This is a genomic window from Arthrobacter sp. MYb213, assembly GCF_002979915.1.
Classification (GTDB): domain Bacteria; phylum Actinomycetota; class Actinomycetes; order Actinomycetales; family Micrococcaceae; genus Glutamicibacter.
The window spans coordinates 60,239-85,453 of sequence record NZ_PCQA01000009.1; the positions used below are offsets into that span (position 1 = coordinate 60,239).

Annotated in this window: 24 protein-coding genes and 1 pseudogene; 16 read left to right on the forward strand and 9 right to left on the reverse strand. The window is 53.3% G+C overall.

Features of this window, described 5'->3' with window-relative positions:
• The first annotated feature begins 15 nt into the window (after positions 1-15).
• From CQ011_RS17275 to CQ011_RS17285, 3 genes are all read left to right on the forward strand, one after another.
• The gene (locus CQ011_RS17275; protein WP_105678975.1) at positions 16-582 is read left to right on the forward strand and encodes a recombinase family protein; all 567 of its coding nucleotides are present in this window, start codon (positions 16-18) and stop codon (positions 580-582) included.
• 212 nt (positions 583-794) lie between these two features.
• Complete coding sequence (locus tag CQ011_RS17280; RefSeq protein ID WP_105678945.1) at positions 795-1,376, forward strand: hypothetical protein; 582 nt, start codon at positions 795-797, stop codon at positions 1,374-1,376.
• Complete coding sequence (locus tag CQ011_RS17285) at positions 1,373-2,767, forward strand: hypothetical protein (RefSeq protein WP_105678946.1); 1,395 nt, start codon at positions 1,373-1,375, stop codon at positions 2,765-2,767. The genes CQ011_RS17280 and CQ011_RS17285 overlap by 4 nt, the downstream gene beginning before the upstream one ends.
• Positions 2,768-3,196: 429 nt before the next feature.
• Here the strand turns inward: CQ011_RS17285 and CQ011_RS17295 are convergent, their stop codons facing one another.
• Positions 3,197-5,644 (reverse strand): AAA family ATPase, encoded by a 2,448-nt coding sequence (locus CQ011_RS17295; RefSeq protein ID WP_181148188.1) that lies wholly within the window; start codon positions 5,642-5,644, stop codon positions 3,197-3,199.
• A 250-nt stretch (positions 5,645-5,894) separates the two neighbouring features.
• On the opposite strand from CQ011_RS17295, the gene CQ011_RS17300 reads away from it, so the two are divergent.
• Both CQ011_RS17300 and CQ011_RS18170 read left to right on the forward strand, forming a co-directional pair.
• Positions 5,895-6,473 carry a recombinase family protein gene (locus CQ011_RS17300; RefSeq protein ID WP_105678949.1) on the forward strand — a complete coding sequence of 193 codons (579 nt, stop codon included), beginning with the start codon at positions 5,895-5,897 and terminating at the stop codon, positions 6,471-6,473.
• A gap of 78 nt (positions 6,474-6,551) precedes the next feature.
• Complete coding sequence (locus CQ011_RS18170) at positions 6,552-7,295, forward strand: 8-oxoguanine DNA glycosylase OGG fold protein (protein ID WP_105678950.1); 744 nt, start codon at positions 6,552-6,554, stop codon at positions 7,293-7,295.
• 226 nt (positions 7,296-7,521) lie between these two features.
• Here the strand turns inward: CQ011_RS18170 and CQ011_RS17310 are convergent, their stop codons facing one another.
• The 3 genes and pseudogenes from CQ011_RS17310 to CQ011_RS17725 all read right to left on the reverse strand — a co-directional run bounded on the left by CQ011_RS17310 (position 7,522) and on the right by CQ011_RS17725 (position 10,059).
• On the reverse strand, positions 7,522-8,136 hold the full coding sequence (locus CQ011_RS17310) for a hypothetical protein (RefSeq protein WP_146112660.1): 615 nt from the start codon (positions 8,134-8,136) through the stop codon (positions 7,522-7,524).
• A gap of 229 nt (positions 8,137-8,365) precedes the next feature.
• Positions 8,366-9,723, reverse strand: a pseudogene (locus tag CQ011_RS17315) (IS256 family transposase).
• 144 nt (positions 9,724-9,867) lie between these two features.
• Positions 9,868-10,059, reverse strand: a complete 192-nt coding sequence (locus CQ011_RS17725) for a hypothetical protein (RefSeq protein ID WP_146112661.1) — start codon at positions 10,057-10,059, stop codon at positions 9,868-9,870.
• A 252-nt stretch (positions 10,060-10,311) separates the two neighbouring features.
• On the opposite strand from CQ011_RS17725, the gene CQ011_RS17320 reads away from it, so the two are divergent.
• From CQ011_RS17320 to CQ011_RS17360, 9 genes are all read left to right on the forward strand, one after another.
• The gene (locus CQ011_RS17320) at positions 10,312-11,280 is read left to right on the forward strand and encodes a LacI family DNA-binding transcriptional regulator (RefSeq protein ID WP_105678952.1); all 969 of its coding nucleotides are present in this window, start codon (positions 10,312-10,314) and stop codon (positions 11,278-11,280) included.
• Positions 11,281-11,506: 226 nt separating this feature from the next.
• Entirely contained in the window at positions 11,507-12,256 is a 750-nt protein-coding gene (locus CQ011_RS17325; protein WP_181148189.1) for a transporter substrate-binding domain-containing protein, read from the forward strand.
• A 28-nt stretch (positions 12,257-12,284) separates the two neighbouring features.
• Complete coding sequence (locus CQ011_RS17330) at positions 12,285-12,932, forward strand: amino acid ABC transporter permease (protein WP_105678954.1); 648 nt, start codon at positions 12,285-12,287, stop codon at positions 12,930-12,932.
• A complete protein-coding gene (locus CQ011_RS17335; protein ID WP_105678955.1) occupies positions 12,932-13,735 on the forward strand; it encodes an amino acid ABC transporter permease in 804 nt (267 codons plus the stop codon). Before CQ011_RS17330 ends, CQ011_RS17335 begins: the two co-directional genes overlap by 1 nt.
• A 69-nt stretch (positions 13,736-13,804) precedes the next feature.
• Positions 13,805-14,545 (forward strand): amino acid ABC transporter ATP-binding protein, encoded by a 741-nt coding sequence (locus CQ011_RS17340; RefSeq protein ID WP_286161251.1) that lies wholly within the window; start codon positions 13,805-13,807, stop codon positions 14,543-14,545.
• A gap of 63 nt (positions 14,546-14,608) precedes the next feature.
• The gene (gene manD, locus CQ011_RS17345) at positions 14,609-15,832 is read left to right on the forward strand and encodes a D-mannonate dehydratase ManD (RefSeq protein ID WP_105678956.1); all 1,224 of its coding nucleotides are present in this window, start codon (positions 14,609-14,611) and stop codon (positions 15,830-15,832) included.
• A 3-nt stretch (positions 15,833-15,835) separates the two neighbouring features.
• Positions 15,836-17,308, forward strand: a complete 1,473-nt coding sequence (locus tag CQ011_RS17350; protein ID WP_105678957.1) for a mannitol dehydrogenase family protein — start codon at positions 15,836-15,838, stop codon at positions 17,306-17,308.
• A complete protein-coding gene (locus CQ011_RS17355) occupies positions 17,305-17,964 on the forward strand; it encodes a bifunctional 4-hydroxy-2-oxoglutarate aldolase/2-dehydro-3-deoxy-phosphogluconate aldolase (RefSeq protein WP_105678958.1) in 660 nt (219 codons plus the stop codon). Before CQ011_RS17350 ends, CQ011_RS17355 begins: the two co-directional genes overlap by 4 nt.
• Entirely contained in the window at positions 17,961-18,932 is a 972-nt protein-coding gene (locus tag CQ011_RS17360) for a sugar kinase (RefSeq protein ID WP_105678959.1), read from the forward strand. Before CQ011_RS17355 ends, CQ011_RS17360 begins: the two co-directional genes overlap by 4 nt.
• Before the next feature lie 618 nt (positions 18,933-19,550).
• On the opposite strand, the gene CQ011_RS17365 is transcribed toward CQ011_RS17360, so the two are convergent.
• The 3 genes from CQ011_RS17365 to CQ011_RS17375 form a co-directional block, all read right to left on the reverse strand.
• Positions 19,551-21,257: a hypothetical protein gene (locus CQ011_RS17365; RefSeq protein WP_105678960.1), complete on the reverse strand. Its 1,707-nt coding sequence runs from the start codon at positions 21,255-21,257 to the stop codon at positions 19,551-19,553.
• Between the two features lie 135 nt (positions 21,258-21,392).
• The gene (locus CQ011_RS17370) at positions 21,393-21,590 is read right to left on the reverse strand and encodes a hypothetical protein (protein WP_105678961.1); all 198 of its coding nucleotides are present in this window, start codon (positions 21,588-21,590) and stop codon (positions 21,393-21,395) included.
• 28 nt (positions 21,591-21,618) lie between these two features.
• On the reverse strand, positions 21,619-22,461 hold the full coding sequence (locus tag CQ011_RS17375; protein ID WP_286161252.1) for a DNA/RNA non-specific endonuclease: 843 nt from the start codon (positions 22,459-22,461) through the stop codon (positions 21,619-21,621).
• A gap of 217 nt (positions 22,462-22,678) precedes the next feature.
• Between CQ011_RS17375 and CQ011_RS17380 the strand changes: the two genes are divergently transcribed.
• Complete coding sequence (locus CQ011_RS17380; protein WP_105678963.1) at positions 22,679-23,110, forward strand: LexA family protein; 432 nt, start codon at positions 22,679-22,681, stop codon at positions 23,108-23,110.
• Positions 23,092-24,390: a Y-family DNA polymerase gene (locus CQ011_RS17385; RefSeq protein WP_105678964.1), complete on the forward strand. Its 1,299-nt coding sequence runs from the start codon at positions 23,092-23,094 to the stop codon at positions 24,388-24,390. Before CQ011_RS17380 ends, CQ011_RS17385 begins: the two co-directional genes overlap by 19 nt.
• Positions 24,391-24,519: 129 nt before the next feature.
• Here the strand turns inward: CQ011_RS17385 and CQ011_RS17390 are convergent, their stop codons facing one another.
• Both CQ011_RS17390 and CQ011_RS17945 read right to left on the reverse strand, forming a co-directional pair.
• Positions 24,520-24,756 carry a hypothetical protein gene (locus CQ011_RS17390; RefSeq protein ID WP_105678965.1) on the reverse strand — a complete coding sequence of 79 codons (237 nt, stop codon included), beginning with the start codon at positions 24,754-24,756 and terminating at the stop codon, positions 24,520-24,522.
• 37 nt (positions 24,757-24,793) lie between these two features.
• The gene (locus CQ011_RS17945; RefSeq protein ID WP_181148190.1) at positions 24,794-24,967 is read right to left on the reverse strand and encodes a hypothetical protein; all 174 of its coding nucleotides are present in this window, start codon (positions 24,965-24,967) and stop codon (positions 24,794-24,796) included.
• Positions 24,968-25,215 lie beyond the last annotated feature (248 nt).

The following is a 25,215-nucleotide window of genomic DNA, read 5'->3' on the forward strand; positions in this document are numbered from 1 at the left end:
GATACATTTAAACTCATGGGACACCTCCTCGGATACGCCAGAGTCTCCACCACCGACCAAGACGCACAACTCCAACTCGACGCACTCACCCAAGCCGGCTGCTATCGCATCTTCACCGACACCGCCTCCGGTTCCCTGGAATCCCGCCCCGAGCTCGATAAGCTCCTAGACCAAATTCGCCCCGGCGACACTCTGGTGGTCTGGCGGCTTGATCGACTCGGGAGATCCATCCGCCACTTGATCGATCACATGGACGCGCTCCAGGAACGAGGCATTGACTTCAAGTCCCTGCAGGAGAACATCGACACCAGCTCCTCTGGTGGCCGGCTCGTGTTCAACATCTTTGCTTCCCTGGCAGAGTTTGAGCGAGACCTCATCCGAGAACGAACCAATGCCGGCTTAGCCGCGGCCCGTGCCCGTGGTCGTACCGGTGGACGCCCTTTATCGCTCTCAACTGAGAAACTACGCACCGCCAAAAAACTCTATGAACAAAGGGACATGACCGTTACCCAGATTGGCGAAGTACTTGGCGTTAGCCGTAGCACTGTCTACCGCGCGTTGAACAAAAAAATCATAAATTGAGAGCCAAAGACTCGAACCGATCCAACGTCTGATGTTCATTCAGCTCCATACCCAGCCTAGAAAAGCAACCCTCAACTGCGAAAGAGATTATCCTCAGGTGAGGAATCCCGCTAACGGCGCACGAGTATTTTCATACCCACTGAACCTTTTCCCCATCATTGGTTGTCGTTCGATAGGATATCTCTAAACAAATAATTTTTATTGGGGGCCTAGTGGCAGCGGAAGAAACGCAAGAACTTGGACGCGAAGGAGCGTTTCTGTTCAAACGCTGGCTGGAGAGCACGACATACTTTGACCTCCCCTGGATCGTTTATCACCAAAACGGAATGTGCGAGGTACGTTTCGCAGAGGGCCCCGGAGGCGTGAAGCGCTTCGACATTGCAGGATCGTGGCTTCAAAATCCTCCAATACCTGTTTGGGTGGAAGGTAAAAGGTATACGACGGATTCGGGGCTCAAAGACATGTTCCTTGAGATGGTAGCCATTGCCTATGCCGCATACCGTTATAAGAAAAAGAATGGAAGCACTGATGGTGGGGACCAATTCATTTATGCCACTACGCATCCATTTGCTGTATCTTCCTGGAAGCAACTTATAAGCACAGAAACGATTAAAGAAGCTTATAAAAAATATCCGCAGATTGTAGGGGATGAATCTTTCAATCACGATGACGCACAAGTGATTCGAGACCGAATCTGGATTATCGTCTGGAGTGAGCGACAAGAAGAATTGAGTCTTAAAACAGAAGAGATTCAATCTGTCTGGTCCTTACTTAAGCGTAAGGACATCGCATGAGCAAGTTCACTGAGCGTTTGAATGCCGCAACAGACACCCATGACCCTAAGGCATACGTTGCCAGAGTCAAGGCTGTCGTTTCAGCCGAAATTCAGGCAGCGGATCCATCTATGAAACTAATAGATACGGGCTACTACACACACAGCGCCATCCCTGACTTTGAAGCCTCTTGGGGGAAGAATGAATCTAAACGTCCCATTTTTCTCCGAAATGAATTAGCCGATGTCGTCGCAGCTCATGACACTACATTCTTGCCTACTAAGGACCCAGCGATTGTAACGCTCGATACCCAAGAAATTGAAGATGAGATTATTTCCAAAGCCAAAGATCAATCTTCTGCTAAACCTGACGCATTAATTACTACCGGTACATCATTCGATGCAACTCTGTTTGCTCCTCAAGAACTTACTGGTGATTCGCCAATATCTAAATTGGTTAGGGCTAATTTCGTTCGAGGCGCAAGGGGTCTAATTACACCTGAAACCGTAAACGGTTTCTCAGCTTCCAATTCTGAAACTTCGAACGATTCAGAATCACCTTCAGGTGCAGAGCTTATTGCCTCTCACTTTGATGAGCGCGTGGCATTCAGAATCAACATTCTGAAAGATCTACTCGAATTGTCAACAATGGAGTCCGAGGATTTCGATAAGAAAATTGACTCAATAGAACTCATCGCAGATTCATTGGATTTGGAAGAAATTGAGTGGGTCCTCCCTTCCCTTCTCACATCTCATAATCAACTCCCCCCAGAGGTCTGGAGTCGCATCGGCAACCTTTTTGAACTCCGAGATCTAGAACGGTTGTCCGATTCGTTGGAAGGTCTGGATTTAACAGACTTGATTGAAGCGAACCTGGAATCTTGGAGCGCACGGAGGGCCTACTCAGGCCTCTGGACTCCAGACTCTGACCAAGTACAGTTGTTTTCAGATTCAGAAGAACCGAAAAGTTACTGGGCTTTTCTGGGGACCGTACTGAGCAAATGTTTGCCAGCTACTTCTCGACGCATTTCTATCGCTTGGGACCCCAAGAAGCTAAAACGTGCACCATCCACATCATCTCGCACCTGGGATCAGACAACGTCGACGATCAAAGACCGCGCACTCCTTGAGGTCAACCTTCAGGGGATTCAACGATCTGTTTCTATCAACGCTCTGCAATCCACTGACATCCGAGCCGACGTAACCGGAATTACTAATTCGGTCGAGGACAAGTATTTGGTTAATTCAGTTGTACTGGGACTCAAAAATGTCGAAGAAGAGGTTATTAGAGCAGACGTAGATCTGGGAGGAGCCATGATCGTCGCCGACAACGAGGTAAAACTCAGCGAGCTGCTCGAAGCAACTTCGACTATCTTCGCCGATAGGAAACCTTCTGAAACTGACGACGAGTAGATGTAGTGTCGAAGGTGAAGTGATTGCTGCCTATGGGTTACGAGGTAGTTGGGTTGTGAAGCTCAATTGAGTCCTGCGTCGGGCCTTGAAGTACGGAAGTTTCGTCTCGCAGATAGCCGCGCAGCCTCAGTAAGTCCTGTTGCCATTCGGCCACCTGGATTACCCCAAATCGCGATGCACGGGTACGGCCGTGCAATACGTCGGACGTCTCGCGATAGACATGAGCAGCCTGTAGAGCCGCTCTGAATGCCTCTACTCGCTGGTCGGTTTCGACCTGGGCCACGAGCAGCACCAGTCGTCTATCGACAGCCCTCGACATGATCTCCAACCGGTTCAATCCGGATACATCCGCCCACAGTGTCGCGGATATCGATTCGATTTCCCGCCTAATGCGGAGGGCTTCCATTTTGATGTCTGTGGTACGCACTCCTACCACCGGATTTCGCGCAGCATCGTGACCACCTGATCTGCAGTCGCAATGTCAGTGGCGAGCTGTTCGACATCTGGAACTAGGCGGGGATCGTGGACGGCTTTCGACCATCTTCTGGAAGGAACAGACACCACCTGCCACGCTGAAGTGAAGGCAGCAAGCTGAAGTGGGCTATCAGCCATGAAACTTCGAAGTACTCGTTTTCGGTCGTCGGTCAGCATCGCTTCATTGAGAGAGACGCGATCAATTTTTGCCACCGCTGCTGGCCTACGCGCATAATGCCGAAGAGCAAGCTGCTCGAATGCCTCATCGAGTGCCATTCTTAGGAGCGCAACAATTTCCGCCCGGCCATTCCGAGCAGCAACCTTTTTCAGATCGCCGGCGAGTTCACTCGCAAACTCAATCAATTCTGCAGGTGCGTCTTTAGTTGCCCTCAAAGTCATTCGTCCGTCTTCGTCCCTTTGGGTGGACAACACTGAGAAGTCTAACGGGGCATGGACTCGTAAGTAGGAGACGAACCGTGCATCATGCGTGGTTAGAATGAGTGCTTGCTTGCGGCCTATTTGGGCAAGCGTCGATGACAGTTTATCGACCCGAAAGTCATCGAACGCGTGGACTGGATCGTCCAGTATTGAGAAACCAAAGATCCCTGATTCTGCGGTCGCAATCACTGGACCGAGGATAAGGGCATTCCGTTGCCCTGCGCTGAGGTGCGCGAGTTCGACAACCTCACCCTTCGAATTGACAAGGTCAAGTCTGCTTTCGGCTTTGGTTATATCTATAGCTGACACCGAAATTCCCACATCACCGAGGAGGGTCGAGACGGCCGGACCGACGAGGGCGTGAAGACTTGAGCTTCGAGTGCTGCGAATTTTCGCTAGATGGCCGTTCCACTTTGTACGAGCTTTTTTCAGCGTCCCGGCCCTTGACGCGTTTTCAATGTGCAAGTGGAAAGCTGTGACAAAGGGAGCAACGGCGTCCCAGCGGTCGCACTTCCACTGGTGTTGAAGGCCTGACGCATTTAGCGCAACGTCCAAAAGAGCCGTAGCCTGGGGGCGCTCAAGCCATTTCGACAAATTCCCAATCGCTGATAGAAGGTCAACATCAAGATCGTCCCCTTTCAAGAAACATTCGACCTCTCGAATCAAATTCCTGGCTTCGGAGGCAACGGCTACATCGAACTCAAATGGCAGCACGTGGAGGCATGTTTTTAGGGGGACAATGAGTTTCGTTGGAACCTCTCGGACAAGCAACTTGAGTCGAGACGCTGCCCGCTGAGCGCCTTGTAACCTCTCTGCCTCAGCTTTTAGATGGCCTCGCCAGTCTTCATGTAAGGACCCGCATGTCGGACATACGCCACCGTTGTCCCCCTGATTCGATCTAAGGACATGGTCGTGCATACTCAACAATGCGTTCGTTACTTGTGCTGTCAGTAGCGCTGTCGTAGCGGCTTCAGACCAAGCTTTCCAGGCCTTGATGAAGTCCCGACCCCGATTTGGAAGAGATGCCAAAACGTCTCGATCGAGGACATGAGGGCGAGCCTGCCTCTCAACAATGTCGTTAGATTCCAACCACTCATCGAGTTCCTCGGTTGATGCCCAATCGGTCCATTCTAAGTCAGATATGTTTTCGACGCCTTGTCTCACCGCATCGGCATCGGCCTCTAACACAGCCCTCATGCTGATTTCTCTCGCGTTAGTCAGGAGTTTTTCCGCGGTCAGGGCGAATTCTACTTCGGCTTTGACGCGGGCTTCGAAAACTCGACTCGCATTGTCCATAGCGAGACACGACGTCAACCAAACCTGTAAGTCCTTCTTCTTCTGCAGCTCGTCGGCCAGTTCTGCGTAAGCCAGGACCGGCGGCGATGCCCTGATAGCATCCGCCCAAACTTCCCATGCCGGGGACTCCGCTTCAAGCTCTATACGCTCTGACTGGCTCTCGAGGAGACCCTTTCGATGAACTCCCGTTGAGTCAATAATGGCGCAAATCGTTAGTCGATCTGTCGTAGCTTCGTCTGATAGAACGACCGTCACTGTTGCTTTGTCGACACCCTGGCTCCGCTGGTCAGAGCTCCCCCAAAGCTCATGCACTCCACCCGTTGCTCCCAAATGTGTGGCGCCTGTTCTTCCCTCCAAAGCGACACGCACCGCTTCTGACAGACTTGACTTTCCAGACCCATTTTCACCGAATAGGACAGTTATCCCGTGAGGATTGTCGACGGCGAAATTGATCTCGTGCTTGGCACCTCGAAAGCCTTCGACGGTGAGCTTTCGGAGAAGCCATTTGCGGTTCGCCGTCAAAAGATCGATACGGTCGCTATTTGTAACCTCATCCACCAAGACGAGCAGCGCCTTCCAAGCATCCGCATCTTTTGCTGGACTTCTGAAGGCCTCTTCACGGAGAGATTCGGCCAGTTCATCCAGGGTGAGCTCATGCAGTTCCGTCATTCTTACCCCCATTGACGTCCACTCAGCTCTGAATGGCGTTGACCAATCGTCTCTGACTCTCATCGCTCGTGCAAGCTCACTTGGCGACGTCCTAGTTCCTATAGGTTGCAAGACGTCTCACCACCTACCACTCCCCTGCTGAAAAATCCGCGGAAACTCAACGGTCCAAAATTCTCGCAACCATGTGTCGCAACCAATGCCGTAAAATCATGTCAACACCATTAGTTGCGAGACACTTCCTGAAGGACCAATGCCCAAACTGATCGGCTACGCCCGCGTATCAACCAAAGCCCAAGACGCCGACCGCCAAATCCAGGACCTCCTCGCAGCCGGTGTCCGGCGCGATGACCTCTACACAGACCACGGCCAGTCCGGAGCACTCGCCAAACGCCCAGGACTGGATAAAGCACTCCACGCACTGCATCCGGATGACACTCTCGTCATCACCACCCTGGACCGGCTCGGGCGCTCCACCCAGAAAATGCTCGACCTCTCCCAGGAACTACGCGAACGCAATATCGGGCTGCGGGTGCTGAACCTCGGCGGCGGCGATGTCGACACTAAAACACCCATGGGTGCCATGGTCTTCACCGTCATGGCCGCCTTGGCCCAAATGGAATTAGAGATCAAACGCGAACGGATCACCGACTCCGTCACCAAACGCCGCACCACCGGCGGCGACCTCGGAGGCCGTCGCCCGACCTTCACCGAGTCGCAGATCCGTACTGCCGCCAAACTGGTCCAGTCCGGCGAACCAGCAACCCAAGTCGCCAAAGACATGGGCATGTCCCGTGCGACGCTCTACCGACGGATCAAAGAACTTCCCTAACCAAACATTGCTCAGTAAGGGTTACAGCACTTCCTACCCTTGCTGACCGTTCTAAAGCTTGGGCAACTCGTCGGAGCAATGGACTACGCTGAGCAACATACGACGCAACTTTTCCACGACTGGAGCTGGATCTTGGCCAGAACAAGAAACACAACCGCCGAAGTTGTAGACCTCCTACGCAATGGCAAGGGTATACCCACTGTCTCAGAGGTCGAGAACCACGCTATCCTGTTCTACCCTCGGCACTGGTTGAACCGGTGGGACGAAAACATGCCGGGCATTCCTTCCATCCTCCAAAGCGGAGAAAAGGATAGCAAAGGGCGACTTGCCCTCAACCGAGGCGACCTATTCACTCTGGGTACCAAGGTGGAAACTGCACAAGATGCGGTCAACTTCTACGTCGCGGTCTGTTCATGGGGCGCCGGTGCCAAAGCCCGGGATATCTACCGTCGAATTCCAACATTGAGCGAACCGGACGTTGGAGAAAAACTCCTCGGCGGAATCATGCTCGCCAAAGACTCGAACGTCGAATCGGAAGATGCCTACCGATCCTTCTGGACACGTGAGCAGTACAGGCTCAAGGGTCTCGGCCCGGCCTTCTTCACCAAGCTTTTGTACTTCGCAGCTGGCCCCGCGGATAGCAAGAAAATGCGCCATCTCATTCTGGACAAGAAGGTTGCAGCCTCGATCGGCTGGCCTGACAAAGCCTGGTGGACTCCATCGGAGTATGGAGACTACCTAGAACTTATCAACAACGTCATGGAATACCTGCCCGAAGCAGAACGCTCCGACTGCCTCGAAATGCGTCTGTTCAATCCATAGTGCACCCCAAGGGATCTTCCCGAAAACGCTACGATCCCAGTTCTGGGCCACGATCTTTCGGTTCTGAGTTTCGGGAAACCGGGAAAGTTGAGAAACCGCCGTTCGAGCGATTGCTCGAACGACGGTTTTCTTCATCCCAAAAAACGATCGTTTTTGATCAGGCTTTGCCTTTGCGACTCAGCCGAGTTGAGTTTGGCTCCATCTACCCGAAAGATCGCGCCATTTGTTAAATGTCCGTTAAAGCACCAATTAATACCGTCAGGGCTCCCAAAAACTTAATGGCCTCACCAAACAATGCAAGACCGTCCTCTAATCTAGGATTCGCTTTCACGTCAGAAGCTTTTTTAGCCGACTCGCAAAACTGACCAATGACAGCAATTGCCAGCCCTGCAATGACCGTACCTTTCCCACTTGGAACTACGGCGATCGTCGCTCCTATGATCACACAAGCGCCCACCAGAGAAATAATAACCCTCCGAATTTTCTTCCAATCAAATGCCTGTGGAGGTAGTTTCGTCAAAACCGCAGCTGCCGTGCCTCTTATCTCTGTCAGTTTCCGCGCTTCATCCTCAGTTGGCTGACCAACTGAATACGCGGTTGACGCATTTTTTAGTGCTTCTGCGACCTTCTTTGCCGCTTCTTCCTGCTTGTCCTTCGCTTTCTCTACTGCTTTGTCCTGGACTGATTTCAGATCTCGCGTATCCAGAAAACCCGCCTGATCCAGACCCTGCCTTAGCTGCGTTTCTTGTTCGAATTTCTTCGTTGTTTGTTCGAGTTCTTTCGTGGCTTTTTCGAGTGCACCCAATGCTTCGGTGGGGGTCGGTGATTGCTCTTGGTTCATGTTCTCAACTTTCGTTTGGTGTGTCGGGGAAATGATGCGCTTCTTACACACAACTTACTGCGTATCCAGCGATCAACAGCAGTATTGTTTGATTCATGGTTGAACTCGCTGACTTGGTAGAACAATATGGTGCACTGGCAAAAGACCTCCTCAACGGCCCAGGAGAGGAGCTTGTCAGATAGTTTGTGTAAGCCCCTAGTCACGTCCGCTATTCAGGGCTTCGTAACAATTACTCCAAATACGGCTCAATACGTTCAGGGTAAGCCATAGCCAACTGCTGCAACGCTTGCTTCCAACCACTCGTCCCGGCCCCTTCAACCAGGTGTGAACCGGCTCCGGCCCGCGGGGTCCGACCCTTCTTCTGCGCGTCTTTGGCTCGCTCCCGGGCCCGCTTGTCCTCGATATTGCAGATCGCCAACCAGAGCATCTTCACCGCGGCCGCATCCGACGGGAAATGGCCCCGGGACTTGGTGACCTTGCGCAACTGGTAGTTCATTGATTCGATCGCATTGGTCGTGTAAATGACCTTGAGCAGCTCCGGAGGGAACTCCAAGAACGGGGTGAAGCGCTCCCACGCGTTGCGCCATGTTGCCACCGCTGACGGATATTTCTGGCCCAGCTGGGACGCTTCGAAATCATCCAACGCCTTGCACGCGGATTCAATGCTCGGAGCCGTGTAGATGCTCTTCAACTGGGCGCTGACCGCACGGCGATCGGTATAGGACACGAACCGGTTCGCAGCCCGGATCAAGTGCACCACACAGGTCTGCACCGTGGCCCGCGACCAGGTCGCTTCGATCGCTTCGGGGAAACCGGTCAGGCCGTCACAGCAGGCAATCAGGACATCCTTCACGCCACGGTTAGCCAGCTGCGCGCAGACTTGCGCCCAGAACTTCGCGCCTTCATTCTCGGTGACCCACAGGCCCAGCACGTGCTTGATGCCTTCCACGGTCACGCCGATGGTCATATGCGCGGCTTTGTTCCGCACCTGGTGACCGTCGCGGACCTTGACCACCAGCGCATCCAGGTAGAGGATCGGGTAGAACTCTTCCAGCGGGCGTTCCTGCCAAGCAGCGACCTCGTCGAGGACTTCGTCGGTGATCTTGGAGATCGTGTCGTGGGACAGCTGGGTGCCGACGGTGGTTTCTAGGTGATAGGCGATATCCCGGACGGTCATGCCGCCGGCGTAGAGGGAGATGATCATTTCATCCAACCCGCCGGTACGGCGCGATCCTTTGGGCACCAAGGTCGGGGTGAAGGTGCCGGCACGGTCCCGTGGGATCTGAAGGTCGATATCCCCGGCGATGGTGGACACGGTCTTCGGGTAGGAACCGTTGCGGGAGTTCGGTGCGAACCGGCCTTGTCCGTCGCCTTTGTCGTAGCCGAGGTGGCTGCTCAGCTCGGATTTCAGGCCGCGTTCCAGGCCGGCGCGGATGATCTGCTGCGATGTTTCCCGTTCTTGCCGTCGAGCTGGATTTCTCCGCGGTCGATGAAGCCCATGAGCTCGTCGAAGGCGCCGGTTTCTTTGACGGCGTCCATGGAGCCGAGAGCAGCGAATTTGTTGGCAACGTCAGCGGCATTTTCCATGGGGGTATCGGCCTGTCCTGTTTGGGTGGTCATGTCGTGTTTTTCCTAGTCTCTGTCTATCAATTGGCTAGGGGTCTTACACAATCCATCTGACAGGCTGTTTGGCGCCGTCAGAGTCCTCATGAAAAATTTGGGTTAAGCGCTTTAATGGCTCACAAAAACTTGACGAAACACATACACGGCGAGCACCACCACTCCGAGCAGCACCCCAGGGCGCGAGTTCTGTCCGTATTCATCAACCCCATCAGAGCCGAAGAAGAGCAGCGTTACTTGAGCTGCCGTGCACAGCAAACAACCACCCATCGGCTCAACACATAGCCCGGGGTCAAATATCACGGAATGGACCTGCGAGTTGAAGAAACCAACAGGAGCAGCAACCAGGCCCGGCAAGGTCCGCTCAACTACCCCAGCACCAACACAATCAGCAACCGCGGGTATCCGAAGCTGACTGGATAAGGCTGCGTTACCCGGACCACGCGGCCTGCAAGAATGATTCCAAATGAAAACTAATGAAAATATTGCGCAATAGTGAAAATCATGTGATGCTAGTCATGTTCAAGGAAGAATTTACGAGTTCACGGGGTACACATGGTCACGCTTAAGTCGGTTGCCGCCGAAGCCGGAGTGTCGTTAGCTACCGCGTCTCGCGCGTTCAAGGATACGAACCTGCTTTCGGCAAGCACGCAACGCAAAGTGGTTACCGCTGCCCTGAAACTTGGCTATGACATTCCTGTGCAGCGAAAAGCACAACACACATTTGCTGTGGTGGTTCCGGATTCCTCTAATGCTGTTTACGCAACGATGATGAAGTCGATCCAAGAACGAGCATGGTCCGGGCGCCACCTGATCTACAGCGCAGACACGGGCGAAGATCCACTACGCGAAATCGAGATTCTCTCCACCATGGGGAAAACAGTCGACGGGATCGTATTGTGTTCGCCACGAGCTGTAGCGAATACGATCAAAGAGGCTATCGGAACAACTCCGACCGTCGTAGTCAATGGTGAGGTTGCCCCGTTTCCTCAAATCCTGATGGAAACCGAGAATGGGTTATACCAAGCCGTCGAACATTTGCATTCATTGGGGCATCGGCACATTGCATACGTGGCCGGACCCAAAATGTCATGGGCGAATACCCAAAGACATAGGCAGATAGGTGCCATCACTGAGTCGCATTCCATGCAGTTAACGGTTATGCGCAACCAGGCAGCTTCCACTCATGGGGGTCTCGCTGCAGCGGCCTCAGTAGCAGCCTGTGGAGCAACTGCTGTCATTGCTTACAACGATCTTGTCGCGTTGGGACTGGAAGCCGGCTTGAGGACCTTGGGTCTGCACTGCCCGGAAGACATCAGCATTGTCGGCATCGATGATCTTGACGTTGCAGCAATCGCCGACCCGGGAATGACAACCGTCAGACTGGGAGTCAACGACTGCGGAACCACAAGCATCGACCAGCTCATCAAACTCGTGGAACAACACGAAGGTATCCAGCAGACCACAAAACTCGAATCCCAGCTGATTGTTCGGGGCTCAACTGCTCGAAAGATCTCTAACTAAAGTTCGGGCTAGTTACCTAACGAAATATACGACTATCCCGAAAACCAAATCTCGACTCTTGGGTTTATTTGTTGTACCCAAAAATGAAAGTGGTGTAACCATCATGAAGAAAACATTTAAGGCAGCTACTCTCTCATCATTAGCAGTCCTGGCATTGCTCACATCGTCTTGTGCAGGGAATTCAAGTTCTCCTGTTGAGAAGGTCGATTTCCCAGAGGGATCGACGATGGCCGAGATCGCTCAAGCTGGGAAAATCAAGCTGGGAGCTTCGCCCAACCAGCCCGGCCTTGCAGAACTGAACCTCCAGCAGGAATGGGAAGGGTTCAACATGGACTTGGCCGAGTACCTAGCGGGAACCTTGGGAATCGAAGCAGACAATATCGAATGGGTACAAACCACCGCAGCCAATCGGATCCCGTTCATTGAGCAGGGAAAGATCGACATGTTCGTCACCGCATTGGCGATGACACCAGAGCGTGAAGAGACCATCAACATCTCCGGTCCGTACCTGAAGACCAGTCCGCAGCTGATCGTCCGCAAGGGCGACGCCGAGAAAATGCAGACGCTCGAACAGATTCCGAAGGGCACCAAAGTCTGTGTACTTCAAGGAAGCCAGGGGCAGCCACGAGTGGCCGAAGAAATCCCGCAGGCTGAGATTGTCGAATTCAACGTGTTGACCAATTGCGTCCGTGCGCTTGAGCAGGGAACCGCGGATGCTGTGGATTCAACTGCTCCGCTATTGGCAGGATTTGTTGAAGAGAAACCGGATGTTTTCGAGTTCACCCCAATCAAGTACGGCGAAGAAGAACGTTGGGGCATCGGTATGGCAAAGGACCGCAGCGATCTGTGCGAGTACCTCAACGAAAAACTCAATGAAGCCTTCGATGACGGAAGTATCGTGAAGATGTGGGATGAGCACATGGGCAAGTCAGGTCTTGAAGCTCCGGCCAAGCCTGAGGAAATGACTGGCTGCTAGGCCATCCCTCAACTAAAGGAATAAGCCCATGAACGCAGTCATAGAAAACTTTGACGTATTCATTGCAGCATTTGGCAAGACAGTACTATTGACCATTATCTCCGGAGTGATTTCGATCGTCTTCGGCTTGATACTTGCCTCATTCTCGATCTCTCCGTCTAAGTTCCTCCGCGTAGTCAACGCGGTATACGTAGGCCTGATGCGCAATATCCCCGCTGCGGCGCACCTTTTCTTCACGATTTTCGTGTTGCCTTTGCTCGGTGTGAAACTTTCTTTTTTCGCATTGGCTTGCATCGGAATCACTGTATACTTTTCGGCGTATTTCTCCGATGCGTTTCGCTCAGGAATCAACTCTATCGGACGCGGCCAGTTGGAAGCAGCCCAAGCACTGGGGCTCAAGAAAAGTAAGATTCTTCGCCAAATTGTCTTCCCGCAAGGGATTCGAAACTCGGTACCTCCACTGATTAACACCATGATTGCGCTCATCAAGGTGACAGCAATTGCTGGCGTGTTTGGTGTCACCGAGCTGTTTGGCGGAATGCTCCAGCTAATTAACACGAACGATTCCGCCGTAATAGCCCTCATGGTATTTACAGCTCTCCTCTATTCAATACTCACCATTCCTGCCGGTTACATTGCAGGAATCGTGGAACGTAAGGTGGTGTTCACCACATAATGGCTACTACAGCATCTTTCTTCGAAACTCCTGGACCAATCGAACGACGGCGAATTCGGCTTGGCATCCTGGGAGGTTCTATTCCCATCGTGCTACTTTTGGCGCTTGCCGCATTCAGCCTTCACGAGCAAGGATTATTTAACCCGGAGCGTTGGGAAGTTCTTACGACGCCGGATTTGCTCGTAGCACTGGGGAAGGGACTATGGGCCACTATCAAAGTAGCCATCGTCTCTGTCCTGCTTTCGCTCGTCGTCGGGCTTCTGCTGGCGCTGGGTCGATTGTCCCACCGAAAATGGTTGAACACTCTTTGCCGCATCTGGATCGAAGCATTGCGAGGGTTGCCCGAACTGCTTTTGGTGTTCTTTATCTACCTCGGCATCCCGACAGTTACCGGCTGGTCAATCAACACTTTTTGGGCCTTGGTCGTAGGTCTGGTTTTATACGAGAGCACTGCGATGTCAGAAGTCTTCCGTTCGGGATTCATGGCCCTTCCTCGTGGCCAAACCGAGGCGGCACATGCTTTGGGGCTACGTACAGTGAAAACGCTGCGCTTCATCCAATTACCTCAGGTGGTCAAGCTGGTTCTCCCGAGCTTAGTCAGTGAGATGGTCCGAGTTACCAAGGCTTCTTCATTGGGCTTCGTCATCGGATATACCGACCTATTGCTCACTGGTGAGCACGCCATCGAATTCCTTGGCGGCGAGTACGCTGTGCCGATTTTTGCAGCGATCGCTCTCATCTACGTGGTTATCTGTCTTCTGTTGGGAAAAATCTCTTCACTTCTCAGCCAGCGAGTTTCCTAGACCGCGATCAATTTCTCAAAAAACGACGACCGTTTCTTGTTCTTCACTTCTAGTAAAGGTTATTCAGCCATGCCTGCAAATGAACCGATGATCTCCATCCAGGGGGTCGAAAAATGGTTTGGACAATTTCATGCACTCAAGAATGTTAATCTCGATGTCAGTCCTGGTGAAGTTGTAGTCATTCTTGGTCCTTCCGGATCGGGAAAATCAACCTTATGCCGCACCATCAACCGTCTGGAGTCAACGTCCGAAGGGCGTATCATCATCGATGGCAAAGAGCTGCCCTCGGAGAGTAAACCATTGGCTCAATTGCGTGCTGAAGTCGGGATGGTTTTCCAACAGTTCAACCTCTTCTCTCACATGACCGTGTTGGAAAATGTCATGTTGGCGCCGGTCCAGGTACTTGGGCAGAAGCCGGCTGAGGTCAGGGAACGGGCACTCCAGTTGCTTGAACGTGTTGGAGTTGAGCATCAGGCCAACAAGCGACCCAGTGCACTATCGGGAGGGCAGCAACAGCGTGTGGCAATCGCCCGAGCTCTGGCAATGAAACCGAAGGTCATGCTTTTCGACGAGCCGACCTCGGCCCTGGACCCGGAGATGATCAAGGAAGTGCTCGACGTGATCGTAGAGCTGACGGGCGAAGGCATGACCATGGTTGTGGTGACTCACGAAATGGGATTCGCCCAGACTGCTGCAGACCGAATCATCTTCATGGCTGATGGCGAAATCGTCGAGGAAAACACCCCGGCCGAATTCTTCTCCTCACCCAAGACAGCCCGTGCTCAAGATTTCCTGAGCAAGGTTCTCTGATTCTCCCCTTGTATAGCTGGAACTTAAGTACTTCCAGCGCCCACATGCCACGAAGGAAATAGCATGCCTGCCAACAGAACAATTACTGCTGCTGAAGTTTTTGTCAGTAGTCCAAGCCGAAACTACGTCACCCTCAAAATTACAACAAGTGACGGGCTCGTCGGCTATGGCGACGCCACCGTCAACGGCCGTGAACTATCCGTTGCCAGCTACCTCAAAGATCATTTGTGTCCTGCGCTGATCGGACGCGATGCCGAACGTATTGAAGATACCTGGCAGTTCTTCTACAAAGGCGCGTATTGGCGCCGCGGCCCGATCACCATGGCCGCCATCGGGGCCATCGACATGGCGCTGTGGGATATCAAGGGCAAGGCTGCCGACATGCCGGTTTACCAGTTGCTAGGCGGTGCGGCACGGGACAAAATCCTGACCTACACCCATGCGACGGGTTGGGGATTCGAAGAGCTCATGGACTCGGTAGCTCAGCGCCAGGCCGAAGGTTTCCGGGCAGTGCGGGTTCAGTTTGGTGTGCCCGGGCTGGAGAAAGTTTACGGGGTGACCCGTGGCGCGGCCACCTACGAACCAGCTGGCCGTGGCATTGGGCCCGTGACAGAAGAGTGGGATAGTGCGGCTTATCTGCGTACCGCACCGCAGATGTTGGCCCGGGTACGTGATGCGGTAGGCGACGAGTTGCATCTGCTTCATGATGTGCATCACCGGCTTACCCCTTCAGAAGCCGCTCGATTGGCACAGGACCTCGAAGCTGTCCGCTTGTTCTGGCTTGAAGATGTCATGCCTGCCGAAAATCCGTTGCTGCTCCGGCAGGTCAGGAACCAGTCCACGATTCCTCTTGCCATCGGCGAGGTTTTTAATACGATTTGGGATTGCCAGCAAATCCTTACCGAACGGCTTGTCGATTACATCCGCTGTGCGGTCGTACACGCTGGCGGAATTTCACACATGCGCAAGATCCTGGCTCTTGCCGAGGTATTTAATGTTCAGGGCGCGCCTCATGGACCATCCGATGTTTCGCCTATCAACATGGCAGCGTCCTTGCATCTTGGGTTGGCCACCAGTAACTTCGCTATTCAGGAGCATATGGGCTACGGCCCTCTGGTATCCGAGGTCTTCACTTCCCATTACACCTTCAATGACGGTTACCTGCACCCATCGGATAAGCCGGGTCTGGGCGTTGAATTCGATGAGAAAGCGGCCAGAAAATTCGAATACAAGCAGGCTTATCTACCGGTTGCCCGTAATCTCGACGGTTCGGTCAAGGACTGGTAAGCCATGACGGATCAACTAGAACGCAGACCTCGAAATTTCGGACCTGGGATTGTCCACCTAGGACTGGGCAATTTTCATCGAGCGCATATGGCGATGTACACCCGAGCCGCCATTGATGCCAAGGCTGGAGACTGGGGAATCATCGGTGTTGCCAGCCGTTCTCCGGCAGTAGTCGATGCAATGAAACGACAAGACTTCCTGTACACGATCGTTCAAATTTCGCCCGATGAGTTCTCCTACTCGACGCCGAATGTACATACAGATGCACTGGTCGCGGGCTTGGAGGGGGAACGACTTCTAGAACTGATAGCTGACCCACGCATTAAGATTATTTCGCTGACGGTAACCGAGAACGGCTACACCTTTGACCCGGTTACCCGTCATTTAAATTTGGCCGATCACCGGGTACGGCAGGATCTGGAAGGCCATGAACTTCCGGTGACAACCATCGGACAGATTGCCCTTGGACTCGAACTCCGCATGCTGGCGGGTAACGGGCCAGTGACAATATTGAGCTGTGACAACCTTTCGCATAATGGGGTGCTGACTCAGTCTCTCGTCGCAGATTTCACCGCCGCGCTACCTCGCGAACGGGGTGCTTCCTTAGCAGCATGGATTCAACGCAATGTCACTTTTCCCTCCACGATGGTCGATCGTATTGTGCCAGCTACTACGCAAGAACTTATTGATCAGGTGAAGAAGGCAACCGGGTATGCCGATGCAATTCCAGTCCCGGCAGAACCCTTCAGCATGTGGGTTATTGAAGATAACTTTGCGGCAGGACGTCCGCAGTGGGAAGCCGGCGGGGCCATCTTCAGCGACGAAGTCGACAAGTTCGAACAGCTCAAGGTGCGTCTGCTCAACGGAACGCACTCGCTCCTGGCCTATCTGGGCGCGCTGTCCGGGGCGGCAACAATTCCCGAGTCTATCTCCGACCCGTGGATCGCGAATGCAGCTCGGAAGGTACTGAGAGATGAATACCTTCCAAGTGTCCAAGTTCCTAAAGGAGTGGATGTCCGTACCTACGAGGCAGAGCTCTTCGGACGGTGGCGCAACGTTGCCTTGGGGCATCGCACAAGCCAAGTAGGCTCCGATGGCTCGGTAAAGCTGCGCGAACGGGTGCCGTACCCTAACCAGCAATTGCGCGAAAAGGGACGCAGCCGTGAACTATTAGCACTGACGGTCGCCGGCTATCTCACTTGTGTTAGTCCCCTGCCCGGTTTTGATCCGGGCGAGCACGCGCGGGCCATGCAGGATCCATTACGAGAAGTCTTGCGCGAGCGCGCAGCAACGGCCATGAACGGAACAGAGATAGCACGCATCGCAATGGACGAGATCCGATTCCTCGGTGACGATGTCGCCGCAGACGAAGAATTTATCGCCCGCGTCGCGCGTTATGTGGATCTTCTTCACAGCTCTGGGCCACACCAGGCTTTATCCGAGGCAATGAATACAACAGAAAGAAAAACAGCATGAGCTCGAACACCAAATTCGCGAGACCGGTATCTCCTCGTTTGCAATCTGCTCCGGTGATTGCTGTGTTGCGCGCGGGTCATGCTAGTGACTATGCCCCAGTCGTCGAAGCCTTGATGGCCGGAGGGATCACCAGCGTGGAATTAACGCTAAGCACTCCTGGAGTAATCGAAGAACTGCCAATTCTACGGCGGCAATTTGGGACATCAATCGACCTTGGAGTCGGTACGGTGACCACGCTGTCGGAGGTCGACCCGCTGATCGATGCGGGCGTTGACTATCTCGTCACGCCAACCACACGGTCAGAGATTGTAGATCGTGCGGTCTCCCGCGGGACACCGATATTCCCGGGCGGACTGACACCTAGTGAGCTGCACGAGGGATGGAGTCATGGCGCGAGCGCGGTAAAAGTCTTCCCTGCTTCCGTATTCGGACCTAACTATATTTCTCATTTGCGCGGACCGTTCCCCGAAATTCAAGTGATCCCGTCCGGGGGCCTCTCACTGAAAAGCGCTGTTGAGTGGATGCGGGCCGGTGCGTTGGCCGTCAGCCTCGGTGGCCCGTTATTGCGTGACGCGTTTGAGGGCGGGGATCTCAAATCTCTGAGCGAACGCTCGGTTCGCGTTGTCGAACAGGTTAAGGAATTCAGCGCATCATGAGCGAAGAACAATGGGGCACGGAACAACCCTCAGCCGTGTTGACCTTCGGAGAAACCATGGGGTTGTTCCGCACCTCTCCATCCGGACCTCTGGCTAATGCGAACGCTGCATCAATTGGGGTTGGCGGTTCGGAATCGAATGTAGCCATCGGCATCCAGCGTCTTGGCGGCCAAGCGATTTGGTGTGGCCGTGTGGGAGACGATCCCATCGGTTCCAGAGTCCTGCGAGAAATCCGCGGCGAAGATGTCCTCACCCATGCTGTAGTGGACACATCGGCGCCAACCGGACTGATGATCAAAGAACAACGCACTAACCAACACCAACGTGTTATCTATTATCGATCCGGCAGCGCGGGTTCGAAGTTGGATCCCAGGGACATCCCAGACTCACTACTCGAACGAGTCGGGATGGTTCATCTTACGGGCATTACGATGGCTCTCTCGGATTCGGCTCGCGCAACGTGTTTCAGCATGGCACACCGGGCAAAAGCTCGCGGGTTAAGGGTGTCCTTTGATGTTAATTATCGGGCTCAACTGTGGAGTCAGAGCGACGCAACTAGAGCCATTACCGAACTCTTGCCTCTTGCGGACATTGTCTTCGCCGGTGAGGATGAAGCTCAGATGATCGTTGGAGAAGGTGATCCCGTGACACTTGCAGAACGTATGAGCCTGGTGGGGCCGACGGAAGTAGTCATCAAACGAGGGTCTGAAGGTGCTTTGGCTCTAGATAACGGAGTGATAAGCAAAGCTTCCGCCATCCAGATCCAGGCTATTGACACTGTTGGCGCTGGCGACGCTTTCGTCTCCGGTTACCTGACCGAGCGCTGTGCTGGGGGTACGGTGCAAAAGGCATTAGCTACTGCTGTGCGAGTGGGTGCTTTCGCTTGCTTATCTCCAGGTGATTGGGAAGGATTGCCCACGGGTCAAGAACTTCAAATGCTGGAAAGTGATGAACCGGTAATACGCTAATCTTGCTTGCTGATGTTGCTGCCGCATATCGCGATAGGGGTGAACGCAAGAGTTTCAAAGTTCGTTCGCTCATAGAGCATAGTAATTTTATTGCCGAATGTAAGGGAGCACCCCATACCGTGGGGCGCTCCCTTACTTTGAGCTAGGAGACAGTAGTCTCTCAGACATGAATGTAAGTTTCTAGTAACGTCATTCTTGAATGCAATGATCCCCAAACGAAATTAACAGTCACCGGTTAATGTCTATTCGACGTATGGGAGAGTTTGTGAACCGTCCCGGACATCATGCCGCGAGGCGTCCGAATGGCCGTGTTTCTCCTCGCGGTCAATATCCTCTATTCACGGTGGACCGCAAGACGGAACCATTGGAGACACAACCTCTTTCGGGCACGACTCAAAAATCTAAAAATCAGCCAAAAAATCTGAGGTCAGCTGCATCCCGTAAACCACTGACCATGGATTGTGGGAAATACCGTTCCGGAATCAGGTTTCGGGAATCTGAAAAGACTGCGAATCCGCTCACTGACGGATAATGCGCGAGCAGTTGATCCTGCGTCCCATAAATGATCGTTTTCGGACTGAAAGGTCCGCACCCTGAGGTCCTGACCTTCGTTTGCTGCTACTTCACTTTGGACTGAGCAGATTTGTCTATGTACCCTGTCTTCTTCGCCGTGACCTTCACATAAAGCACCGCTCCACGATCGCGCTTAGTGACCTTATAGGCGTTCTTGGTAGCCTTCTTGATCGCTGCACCACTGCGGTACCACTGATACTTGTAAGAGCTAGGTTTTGGTGACCAGGTGCCCGGCTCAGCTTTCAGCTTCTTGCCCACCTTGACGGAGCCACTCACACTCGGTGATTTCTTCAGCTTAAAAGTAGCTTTGGCAACAGCTTTCGTCTTGCCTGTCGTCGACTCTTGCGTCGTAAAGCCTGCACGAGTAGCAGTCACTCTGACGCTGATTCGCTTGCTCAAATCGGCAGTGCCTAGTTTGTAAGCTGCCTTCGTTGCACCCTTGATGGTCTTACCATCGCGCAACCACTGATAGGTGTACTTTGAAGGCTTTTCTGACCGTGAGCCAGGATCAACCTTTAAGGTGTTTCCGAAGACGGATTTTCCCGAGATCTTAGGGGCCTTGGTAACTTTGAAAGTGCCCTTCTTGACTTTGCTATCGCCAGTCACAATCTGCGTGTCGCTGAAGTAGCCGACTTTCTTCGAATCGACTCGAACTCCGATTCTCTTGTTCACATCTGATGCAGCGAGGGTATAAGTGCTCTTAGTAGCGTTCGCGATTGCTTTTCCATCGCGAAGCCACTGGTAAGAGAATTTAGCTCCGGTCACCTTCTTGCTAATCAAGGCCTTCAGCGATGACCCAACGTGGTTTGCACCAGAAATTGATGCCTTGTGCTTAAAAACGTCAAGCAAATTGTAAGTGCCTGAAAGAGTGTCAGTATGCCTGAGTATCGCATCTTCATACCGATGGTAATTCGTGCTGTGATCCGCTACTACCGTTATTTTTTTACCCGAGTCAGCTTTACGAATCTCATATCCGCAAAGCCCCGTGTTCTTCCCCCTGCCAAGGTCCTTTACTACAACCCCATCGCGGTACCAGACGCATTTCGTCTGTGTTGCGGCAAGTGAATTGTTGTACTGTCCAGAAAGCGTGACTACCGCACCTGGTGAGACGTCGTTCCCGTTTGAGACAGCGCGCAATACCGTCAGCTTAGGGTTAACCAGTTTGAGATCGTCTTGTACGGTGATTTTTCCGATGCCTTCAGGGTAGTAATACCAGTCAAAGCTTCTATTTGGACCATCCTGCTTGCCCATATACCAGTCTTGGACATAGTAATCGGTGCCTAGGTCGGTTGCTTTGAACCGGTTGAAGCCTGTTTTTTCAGTAAGCTTCCATGCGCTCTTCGCGTCATTAATATCGTATTCAAAGGGATTACCGTCAAAAAATTTGATGGACGGAACAGTGAATTCTTTTCCTTTTCGAACAACCATCGGCTCAGTATCAACAGTTATAGCAACTTGCTCCAGCTGCGGCAGCTCAAGGAAAGGGCGCACATCGGCGTAAAAGTCTACTTCTACATCAACCCAAGTAATCTGTGGCAGACCTGCGATTGCTGAAAGATCTTTACCCGCATTCTGCCATTTGAGGTACCGGACTTCTGGCTGTCTGGCGAGCTCTTTGATGCTCGGCCCCACACATGTCGCATTTTGCCCATCAATTGTGCACGCAGCAGCAATCGCAGGAGCAGAGCCATTTATTAGCGCACTACCTAACAGCGCCGTAACCGCTATTACGCTAAGTAACTTTTTCAGCATAGATACCCCGTTAGGAAGTTCGAGAATAATACCGAAATTTTATCCTCAAAATTGTGTTGTTAGAATTCCCCTCTCACTTCATAGCATTGAAAGTACTGCTCTTCCGCATGGATCTTTCACCTTGAACCGTGCAAGTCAGTTATCCAACGGCGGGTACGTTCCATCTGTCGTTGTCATTGTTTCCATCCAGCAGGTGGCATTGATGGCTTGTTCAATGCCTTGCAGCGCGATGGTGGCTGCTTGTTTTGAATCGGGAAAGTCTTTATTCATACTGTCTCGCACCACGACAATGCAGCCCTGGCGGTAGATCGCTTGCAGCTGGTTTGAGACCACAAGCGACCTGCGTGAACCTACTGACCGTTTACCACTCGATATCACCGACAGCGGACAACGGAGCCCTTACCTCAGCACGGATCGCCATCAGGACATCAGCAATCTGGATAGACTCAGCGAATTCCAGATCCGTCCTCTGCGACAGCTCCCCCACCGAAACCTGATACACCCTAAACTCATCGAACGCCAAAGCTACTCGCAGCTGATCAAGATCCTGAGTCAACAGAAAAGCACGCGCTTTCAGCACGCCGCCTTCCTTGAAGACGATGAGTTTCCAATACTCCGAAGGCAACCCAACACCTCGATACACCTGATCGCCTGGTTGGAAGACCGGCCCACCAAAGACACTCACCTTCAGATCCTCAACATCCACCTGCTCATACAGAGCATTCTCCAGCTGGCCCCAGATCCCCTCTTGGCTGCTCTGGTTGAAGTCATCCATCTGCGGGACGATGTTCGTATAGAAAAAGGAATCCTCATTGGCTTGCTGCGCTTCCGCGGCCTCGCCCCACACTAGATCGGCACGGCGAGCAATATGCCCACGATCCAACCGATTACCCTGATACAGCTCATTGCCCGACTGGAACTCTTCAGGCAGCCTCGAATCCTTAGCGAAATCAATGCCCGAACGGCTCAAGCGCTTGATTGCAGCACCGTCGATGTTCCAAGCCACCCAACGCGCCAACCGGCGGGACTTGCTCAGCGACAGGGAAAAGTGGGTATAAGGAATGACATTCGACCCTTCCCACAGCACCGCGTCATGCAAGGCCTCAGCATCCAGCACCGGCAAAGCAACGCTAGATCCCAGGAATTCCAGGTCGTACCCGCTCCGGTCAATCGGAGCATTAGCCAGGTCTGTATCAGTGGACAAACTGAACACCGCTTTCATCGAAAATCGTACGATTTTGTTCCATGCGCTTGCGCCTCCAGCCTACGGCTTGCACGGTGAACACACCCAGGGAAATCCGCTAAACATCAAGACCATTCGATGCGAACCGAGTCGAGGCAGGATCACGAACGAGCCTTCCTGTCGGAATCACAGGCTACATTCGAGTATTAGAATAGATATTCTAAGAAAAGGTGTTGCAATGAAAATTGATCGAATACAAGTATGCGCGTTAGCGTCCCCGCCTCAGCGCGTGATCGCGGTGGCATTGGACCGGGTGCCGGCCGGCTACCCCTCCCCCGCCCAGGACTACTCAGACACAAAAATCGACCTCTCAGAGATGCTGATCCGCGATCAGGTCTCCACGTTCATTGTGCGGGTATCTGGTGAGTCGATGCAGGGTGCGGGGATCAGCGATGGGGATGAGCTGATCGTGGACCGGTCAGTAAAACCTAGAGATGGGCATGTGGTGATTGCGGTGATTGACGGGGAAATGACCGTCAAACGGCTCTCTACTGGCCCCGACGGAGTGGTGCTGAAAGCTGAGAACCCGGACTACCCTGATCTGCGCGTGGCAGAGCTTAGTGATTTTCGGGTGTGGGGTGTGGCCACCACATGCCTACACCACCTCTAGAGGCACGTCAGACCTATATTGCCCATGTCGATGTGAACAGCTTCTATGTCTCCTGTGAGCGTGCGTTTGATCCGACCCTGGAAGGCCGGCCGGTGATCGTGCTTTCTAACAATGACGGCTGCGCGGTCGCCCGCAGCGCCGAGGCCAAAGCACTGGGCATTGAAATGGGAGCGCCGTGGTTCAAGCTCGCTGTCGATGCTGATCGAATTAACCTGGTTGCAAAGTCTTCTAATTATGAGCTGTATGGCGAAATGTCGGGGCGGGTCATGAAACTGCTGGGCCGTTTCTCCGCCTGGGTGGAGGTCTATTCCATTGATGAAGCTTTCCTAGGCGTCACTGGCACCGTCGATGAGCTGCAAGCCCTGGGTGAGCAGATCAAGGCCGAGGTGTTCCGGTTGACCGGGTTGCCGGTCTGTGTGGGCATCGCTAAAACTAAGACCCTAGCGAAGATGGCGAATAAAACAGCCAAACACATCAAGGAGCTGGGCGGGGTGTGCGTGTGGGATCGCGCCCCGCGAACCACCACCGAAAACCTGTTAGCCCGCCTTCCTACGGTCGAGATCTGGGGCATCGGACCCCGTCTGACTAAACGGCTGCGGGGGCTTGGGATCTGGACAGCTAAAGATCTGCGGGATGCCGATGAGGTGCGTATCCGCGATAAGTTCTCCATTGTGCAAATGCGCACCGTGCTAGAGCTGCGCGGCATCCCCTGCATCCCCATGGAGGAAGAACGGGTGATCAAAGATCAGCTGATCTTCTCCCGCAGTTTCTCTGATCCGATCACTGACCGGGTCGGCATGGAACAGGTGATGGGGATTTATGCGCAGCAAGCCTCCGCAAGATTGCACAAGCACCAGAAGCAAGCAAAGATTCTGTCTGCGTGGGCGATGACCAGCTATTACAACCAGCATCAGGATCATCAGCCAGCTATCACGGTCAAGCTCCCTGGACCGAGCGCTGATCCGGTAGTGCTCACTAAGGCAGCAAAGCAGCTACTCCCCCAGATCCTGGTAGGGGTGAAATACGCACGCGCAGGGGTGGTGGTCATGGATCTGCAACCGACGGCGATGCAGGAGACGTTTGAACCGTTTGTGGCGGCGCATGAGGCTAAGCAGATTGGGCCGTTGATCGCGCAGATCCGCTCTGAGCATGGGGTGAAGGCTATTGGTTTGGGTGCTGCCGGGTTGGCGCAGGGTCCTGCGTGGCAGATGCGCCGGGAGATGATGAGTCCGCGGTATACGACCCATTGGAAGGAGTTACTGAGGGTGAACGCCGCTTAGCAACCTGTTCAATCCTTGAGAACCGTATGGTTTTGGCCGCTCAATGTCGTCGCCGGGTCTCCTGGTGAGAGCACTGGGCACTTTGCAACAGATGGTTCCCTACCCTTTGCATGTCTTCAAAGACGGTGTTTAGTCTCCTAGGGGTGGGTAGGTTCCGTCGGTAGTGGGCAGTGTTTCCATCCAGCAAGTGGCGTTGATCGCTTGTTCAATGCTTTGCAGGGCGGTGGTGGCAGCGTGCTTGGAATCTGGGAAGTCTTTATTCAAGCTGTCTCTGGTCATGACGATGCGGCCTTGTTGGTCGAGTTGTTCTAGCTGTCGGTAGAGCGTTTGCAGCTGGGTGTAGATCTGTGAGGCTTCGGTGTTCATGTCCTGATCCTTTTACTCTGGGTGGATTCGCTGTGTCCTATTTGGTTTCTTCGTGTTCTTCGGCGGCTCGTTGCGCTTGCGCGATCATTCGTTCGTAGGTTGATCGTTCGGCAGCGTTCATGTCTTCGCCGCCGTGTGCTGCGTAGTAGTCCATGGCTTGAGGGGCGCGTGCTTGCCAGCCCTTCCGGACTGCGCGTTCGCTAGCTTGCATGCTTGATAGATTGATATAAATTTTCCCATTTACCTTCTCTTCAACACAGAGATATCAGAGGCCGTGCATATGCCACACTCTCTTTCCGTATGGGCAACTTGGGTACTGGAACGTGTGGCGTGTGTTCGGGCGGTCCACTGGGTCAGGCATCCATGGGTGTGCAGGAAAAGCCCGGAAGGCTTAGAGCTTTTGCTGTGCAGGTGTGGGTGCGGGGATGAATGTTCTGGTTACGTTCCGGTTCTAATTGC

Bases quoted from the DNA above. Each gene is read 5' to 3' on its own strand.
- CQ011_RS17945 (WP_181148190.1), bottom strand. From the start codon at position 24,967: ATGCAAGCTAGCGAACGCGCAGTCCGGAAGGGCTGGCAAGCACGCGCC.
- CQ011_RS18170 (WP_105678950.1), top strand. From the start codon at position 6,552: ATGGACTACGCTGAGCAACATACGACGCAACTTTTCCACGACTGGAGC.
- CQ011_RS17320 (WP_105678952.1), top strand. From the start codon at position 10,312: ATGGTCACGCTTAAGTCGGTTGCCGCCGAAGCCGGAGTGTCGTTAGCT.
- CQ011_RS17285 (WP_105678946.1), top strand. From the start codon at position 1,373: ATGAGCAAGTTCACTGAGCGTTTGAATGCCGCAACAGACACCCATGAC.
- CQ011_RS17355 (WP_105678958.1), top strand. From the start codon at position 17,305: ATGAGCTCGAACACCAAATTCGCGAGACCGGTATCTCCTCGTTTGCAA.
- CQ011_RS17340 (WP_286161251.1), top strand. From the start codon at position 13,805: ATGCCTGCAAATGAACCGATGATCTCCATCCAGGGGGTCGAAAAATGG.
- CQ011_RS17295 (WP_181148188.1), bottom strand. From the start codon at position 5,644: ATGACGGAACTGCATGAGCTCACCCTGGATGAACTGGCCGAATCTCTC.
- CQ011_RS17330 (WP_105678954.1), top strand. From the start codon at position 12,285: ATGAACGCAGTCATAGAAAACTTTGACGTATTCATTGCAGCATTTGGC.
- CQ011_RS17365 (WP_105678960.1), bottom strand. From the start codon at position 21,257: ATGCTGAAAAAGTTACTTAGCGTAATAGCGGTTACGGCGCTGTTAGGT.
- CQ011_RS17390 (WP_105678965.1), bottom strand. From the start codon at position 24,756: ATGAACACCGAAGCCTCACAGATCTACACCCAGCTGCAAACGCTCTAC.
- CQ011_RS17350 (WP_105678957.1), top strand. From the start codon at position 15,836: ATGACGGATCAACTAGAACGCAGACCTCGAAATTTCGGACCTGGGATT.
- CQ011_RS17360 (WP_105678959.1), top strand. From the start codon at position 17,961: ATGAGCGAAGAACAATGGGGCACGGAACAACCCTCAGCCGTGTTGACC.
- CQ011_RS17275 (WP_105678975.1), top strand. From the start codon at position 16: ATGGGACACCTCCTCGGATACGCCAGAGTCTCCACCACCGACCAAGAC.
- CQ011_RS17325 (WP_181148189.1), top strand. From the start codon at position 11,507: ATGGCCGAGATCGCTCAAGCTGGGAAAATCAAGCTGGGAGCTTCGCCC.
- CQ011_RS17380 (WP_105678963.1), top strand. From the start codon at position 22,679: ATGAAAATTGATCGAATACAAGTATGCGCGTTAGCGTCCCCGCCTCAG.
- manD (WP_105678956.1), top strand. From the start codon at position 14,609: ATGCCTGCCAACAGAACAATTACTGCTGCTGAAGTTTTTGTCAGTAGT.
- CQ011_RS17300 (WP_105678949.1), top strand. From the start codon at position 5,895: ATGCCCAAACTGATCGGCTACGCCCGCGTATCAACCAAAGCCCAAGAC.
- CQ011_RS17385 (WP_105678964.1), top strand. From the start codon at position 23,092: ATGCCTACACCACCTCTAGAGGCACGTCAGACCTATATTGCCCATGTC.
- CQ011_RS17310 (WP_146112660.1), bottom strand. From the start codon at position 8,136: ATGAACCAAGAGCAATCACCGACCCCCACCGAAGCATTGGGTGCACTC.
- CQ011_RS17335 (WP_105678955.1), top strand. From the start codon at position 12,932: ATGGCTACTACAGCATCTTTCTTCGAAACTCCTGGACCAATCGAACGA.